Raw genomic sequence first — 5,000 nt, forward strand, 5'->3', positions numbered from 1 at the left:
AGCCGTTCAAGTCTCTGTCAAATTGACCGGACTCGCTCGACCTGCGGGAATTAAGCTCTGCCCCCTTTCGGAGACAACCCCTCTAACTTACCAGCTCATCCGAAGTGGTCTGTAACCATCGAAGGACGACCCTGAAGATCGTGGGATTTGCCGGGCATCTTCCGAGGCTCTAGGAACCTCTTGGCCGCCCTGCGCGAAGCAACTCTAGCAGCCTGGCGCGCCCACTTCGGCCGACTCAGGTAATCGGAGGGTTCTCCCCTCACCACCTGACCCTCAAACCTCAGCCGTCCGCCACCTGGACGACCTCCCCGCTCGCAAGTCGATGGCAAGTCAACCGCAATCGTTCTCACGTACGAAGTACGTACGAGCAGACTGCGCTCTCGGAGGTGGCGGCCATGACCCGGTCGGAGTTCGACGACATTCGCGCGTTCCTCGCCGACGAGGCGACCCACGCGGGTGACCTGCTGCGCATCGCCAGGACTCTGATCGACGACCTCGAACACGCGCGCATGCGCGAGGCCGTTCTGCGCACCCATTACCTGCGCCTGCTCACGGCCGCCCGCGCGACGGTGGCGGCGGACACCGTCGGCGAGGCGGAGCCGCTGGCGTTCCTGAAGCACGAGCTGGCCGAGCGCGGTCAGCTGCCGGAGGACGGGGAGGCCGTGCAGCGCATCCTCTCCGACGCGCGTGCGGCGGCCGCGTTGCTCGCCTGCCTGGAGGAGCCGGCCCCGCGACGTCCGCGCGGCATGCGCCTGCGCCGCTGCGTCGGCACCGGCCGCACCCTTCGCCGGTAGACGACTCCGGGCATACCTCCCCTTGGCGCATCGCCTGTAAGACTTCGCATATGTGGCAGCGGGGGCTGAACTGGTTGGCAATCATCTTGGTCGGGCTATTTGGCCTGATGTGGGTGGGCATCGTGATTTACGCGGACCAGGGCTCTTCCCTCTGGATGCGCGTCGTGCAGGTCGTCTTCGGTCTTCTGCTCCTGGGCTGGGCCGTGCAGAAGGCGTTCAGACTGGCCGGTGGCAGGGTCTGAAGCCAGCCAGCCCAGCCGGCCGGCTGCAGGGCCTGAAGCCGGCCGGATAGCCCGAATCGGGCCTGCGTCACTCCAGCAGCAGGGTCCGCGTCACTCCGGTGGCGCCGGCTGGAAGCGGTAACCCATTCCCGGCTCCGTCAGCAGCTGCACGGGATGCGCCGGGTCCCGTTCGAGTTTGCGCCGCAGTTGGGCCATGTACTGGCGCAGGTAGTGCGTCTCCTTGAGGTACGCGCTCCCCCACACCTCGGTGAGCAGCTGCCGCTGGCTGATCAGCTTGCCGGGATTGCGTACCAGCAGCTCCAGGAAGTGCCACTCCGTGGGCGTCAGGTGCACCCCGCCCGAGACCGTCTTGTCGGCGAGGTCGACGACGTGGTCGCCCACCCGTACCGTCGCGTTCTCCTCGTCCTGCTGACCCGTGCGGCGCGTCACCGCGCGCACCCGCGCGAGCAGTTCGTCGATGCTGAACGGCTTCGTCACGTAGTCGTCGGCGCCGGCGTCGAGCGCGTCCACCTTGTCGGTGCTGTCCGCCCGCCCGGACAGGACGATGATCGGCACGGTGGTCCAGCCGCGCAGGCCCTGGATGACCTCCACGCCGTCGAGGTCGGGCAGGCCGAGGTCGAGGATGACGAGGTCGGGGTGCCACTCGGCGGACTGGCGCAGGGCGGTGCCGCCGTCGGGCGCCACCGCGACCTCGTACTGCCTGGCGGCCAGGTTGACGCGCAGGGCGCGCAGGATCTGCGGCTCGTCGTCCACCACGAGCACGCGCGTCATGAGGCCCGCCGCAGCGAGATGGTCATGGTCAGTCCTCCTCCTGGCGTGTCCCGCGGCGTGAGCGTGCCGCCCATCGCCTCCGTGAGACCGCGTGAGAGCGCCAGTCCAAGTCCGACTCCCGCGTGGTTGTCGCGGTCGCCGAGCCGCTGGAAGGGCAGGAACACTCTTTCATGCGCTTCGACGGGAATGCCGGGACCCCGGTCGATGACGCGGATCTGCACGTCACCGTCGTCAGAGCCGGCGGTGAGACGTACGGGTTCGCCGCCGGGGCTGTGGCGCACGGCGTTCGTGATCAGGTTGACGAGGACGCGTTCCAGCAGGGCCGGGTCGGCCGAGATCTCGGGCAGGCCGGGCGGTATGTCGACTTCGAGGCGGTCGCGCAGGGGGCCGAGGTCGTCCACGGCGTGCGGCAGGACGTCCTCGATCGCCACCGGTTCGAGCCGCACGCCGAGCGCTCCGGCCTGGAGGCGGCTCATGTCGAGCAGGTTGGACACGAGGCGGTTCAGCTTGATCAGCGACTCGTCGGCGGTGGCGAGCAGTTCGCCGCGGTCCGCCTCGGTCCAGGTGACGTCCGTACTGCGCAGGCTCTCGACCGCCGCCCGCGCCGAGGCGAGCGGCGTACGCAGATCGTGGCCGACGGCGGCGAGCAGCGCGGTCCGCATGCGGTCGACCTCGGCCAGCGGCCCGGCCCGGTCGGCGACCTCGCGCAACCGCTGCTGCCGCAGCGCCACCGCCGCCTGCGCCCCGAACGCCTCCAGCACCTTGCGCTCGTTCGCCTCCAGCGGACGCCCGCGTGCGGCCAGCACGAGCCGGTCGTCGACCGCGACGTCGGTGTCGGCCGATCCCGGGCCGGTGGCGGGCATCCCTCCCGACGTGGCCACGACCCGCCACTCGCCCGGGTCGTCGCTCCGTTCGAGCAGGGTCACCGCGCTCAGCCCGAACGTCTCCCGCGTCCTGGCCAGCAGCGACGGCAGCGCCGACTCGCCCCGCAGCACGTGGCCCGCCAGCGTGGACAGCACCTCGGCGTCGGCCCGCGAGCGCGCCGCCTCCCTGCTGCGCCTGGCCGCCAGGTCCACGACCGTGCTGACCATGACGGCCACCAGGACGAAGATGACCAGCGCGAGCACGTTCTCCGGCCTGGCGACGATCAGGGTGCGCACCGGCGGCGTGAAGAACCAGTTGAGCAGCCCGAACGCGAACACCGCCGCCGCCAGCGCGGGCCACATGCCGCCCGCCATGGCGGCGGCCACGACGAGCAGCAGGAAGAGCAGCAGCTCGCTAGGCAGCGACAGGCCCAGCGGCACGAGTACGGCCGCCAGCAGCGGCATCCCGAGCAGCGCCAGCGCCCAGCCCGACAGCCTCCGCGTCCGCGTCAGCGCGGCTCCCGGCCGGGTCAGGCGGCGGCCCATGCCGGTGGCCTCGTGCGGCACGATGTGGACGTCGATCGTGCCCGACAGCGCCGAGGTCGTCGCACCGACCCCGCGGGCGAACGGCCACCTCCGCCGCGACGCGCCGAGCACGAGCTGGGTGGCGCGTACGCCACGGGCGAACTCCAGCAGCGCCCGCGGCACGTCGTCGCCGACCACCTGGTGGTAGGTGCCGCCCAGGGTCTCGACCAGGGCGCGCTGGCGTACCAGGGTGGCGGGGTCGCCGCCCGGCGGCCCGGCGGCGTTGGTGACGTGCACGGCCAGCAGGTCGACGTTCTTGCCTCTGGCGGCGATGCGGGCCGCCCGCCGTACGAGCGTGTCGCCCTCCGGCCCGCCGGTGAGCGCGACCACCACCCGCTCACGCGTCTCGCCCGAACGCGCACCCGGGAGGCCGATCCGCCCGCCGGTCGGATCGAGGTTGCGCCGATCGTCGTCCGCCAGCCAGCGCCGGGCGAGCTCCCGCAGAGCGGTCAGGTGGCCGGGGTGAAAGTACTCGGCCGGCGCCGGGTCCGCCTGGTCGCCGTGGGCCGGCCGCCGGCGCCGCGCCTCGGGCGGCAGGTCGATCAGCTCGATCCGCTCGGCCCCCCGCACCACCTCATCCGGCACGGTCTCCCCCTGCCGCACCCCCGTGATCCGCTCGACCGCGTCGTTCAGCGATGCGAGGTGCTGGACGCCGACGGTGGAGACGACGTCGATCCCGGCGTCGAGGATCGCGGTCACGTCCTGCCAGCGCTTGGCGTGGCGCGAGCCGGGGACGTTGGTGTGGGCCAGCTCGTCGATCAGGACGAGCGCGGGGGCGCGCTCGATGACCGCATCAAGGTTCAGCTCGGTGAACGTCGTCCCCTGGTACGGCACGGTCCGCCGGGGCAGGACCTCCAGGCCGTCGAGGAGGCGGGCGGTCGCGGCGCGGCCGTGGGTCTCGACGATGCCCACGACGACGTCCTCACCCCGGTCGCGGGCGCGGCGCGCCTCGCTGACCATGGCGTACGTCGTGCCCGCTCCGGGCGCCACGCCCAGGTGAACGCGCAGCCGCCCTCGGGGCCTGCCTTCCATTCCTCCACGTTAATGGGGCTATGGCTGGTACGGCGGCGCCACTCCCCAGCCCCAGCGCGGCACCGGCGCCTCGGTGGGCGGCGTCGCGCCGGGCTGGGAGTTGGACCTGGCCAGCCGGGTGCCCCACTCGATGTAACCCACGAACGCAGCCCTGAACTCGGGGTCGTCGGGCAGAGCGACCTCGTCGGCCGCGTCCATGAGCAGGCTCACCCATCTGCGCCGCTGCGGCTCGGTGATGGCCTTGCCGATGTGGTGGCGGAGCATGTGGGGATAGCCGCCGCGTTCGCGGGTGTAGCGGTCGGGCCCGCCGAAGACCTCGCTGAGCCACATCGCGACGAACTTCGGATGGTCGGCATCCATGTGTGCGAACAACGGCCCGATCAGGTCGTCTTTCAGGACGCTGCGGTAGAACACCTCGGTCAGCCGCTCCAGCGCCTCGGCGCCGCCGGCCCATTCGTCAAGGGTGGGAACTGTCTCATCAGCCATGTAATGATGTAATCACCACCACGGGTCACGGAACAAGGCCTGATCGGGACAGTCGTTTCGAGACGGGCACACGAAAAATCCCCGGCCGCCGGATGATCCGGCGACCGGGGATTCTCTTTGGTAGCGGGGACAGTGTGCTGGTTCAGGACATAGGAAACCCATGTCGCAAGACATAGGAAACTTCAACAGAGTGTGTCTCGGGACATAGGCAACCATCGCGGTCATGA

At 70.7% G+C, this 5,000-nt stretch carries 5 protein-coding genes; 2 read left to right on the forward strand and 3 right to left on the reverse strand.

Annotation, left to right across the window (positions count from 1 at the left end; translation table 11 throughout):
* Nucleotides 1-395 precede the first annotated feature (395 nt).
* Both B0I32_RS56000 and B0I32_RS61345 read left to right on the forward strand, forming a co-directional pair.
* On the forward strand, nt 396-794 hold the full coding sequence (locus B0I32_RS56000) for a hypothetical protein (protein ID WP_106253654.1): 399 nt from the start codon (nt 396-398) through the stop codon (nt 792-794).
* Nucleotides 795-907: 113 nt separating this feature from the next.
* Nucleotides 908-1,036: a hypothetical protein gene (locus B0I32_RS61345; protein ID WP_281262700.1), complete on the forward strand. Its 129-nt coding sequence runs from the start codon at nt 908-910 to the stop codon at nt 1,034-1,036.
* Nucleotides 1,037-1,126: 90 nt separating this feature from the next.
* Here B0I32_RS61345 and B0I32_RS56010 read toward each other — a convergent pair whose 3' ends face one another.
* The 3 genes from B0I32_RS56010 to B0I32_RS56020 are packed head-to-tail and all read right to left on the reverse strand — an operon-like array spanning nt 1,127 to nt 4,773.
* Nucleotides 1,127-1,807: a response regulator gene (locus B0I32_RS56010; RefSeq protein WP_106253648.1), complete on the reverse strand. Its 681-nt coding sequence runs from the start codon at nt 1,805-1,807 to the stop codon at nt 1,127-1,129.
* Nucleotides 1,804-4,287, reverse strand: a complete 2,484-nt coding sequence (locus B0I32_RS56015) for an ATP-binding protein (RefSeq protein ID WP_106253650.1) — start codon at nt 4,285-4,287, stop codon at nt 1,804-1,806. The genes B0I32_RS56010 and B0I32_RS56015 overlap by 4 nt, the downstream gene beginning before the upstream one ends.
* An 18-nt stretch (nt 4,288-4,305) precedes the next feature.
* Nucleotides 4,306-4,773 carry a group II truncated hemoglobin gene (locus B0I32_RS56020; protein WP_106253652.1) on the reverse strand — a complete coding sequence of 156 codons (468 nt, stop codon included), beginning with the start codon at nt 4,771-4,773 and terminating at the stop codon, nt 4,306-4,308.
* Between the last annotated feature and the right edge of the window lie 227 nt (nt 4,774-5,000).

This window comes from Nonomuraea fuscirosea, assembly GCF_003001935.1.
Classification (GTDB): domain Bacteria; phylum Actinomycetota; class Actinomycetes; order Streptosporangiales; family Streptosporangiaceae; genus Nonomuraea; species Nonomuraea fuscirosea.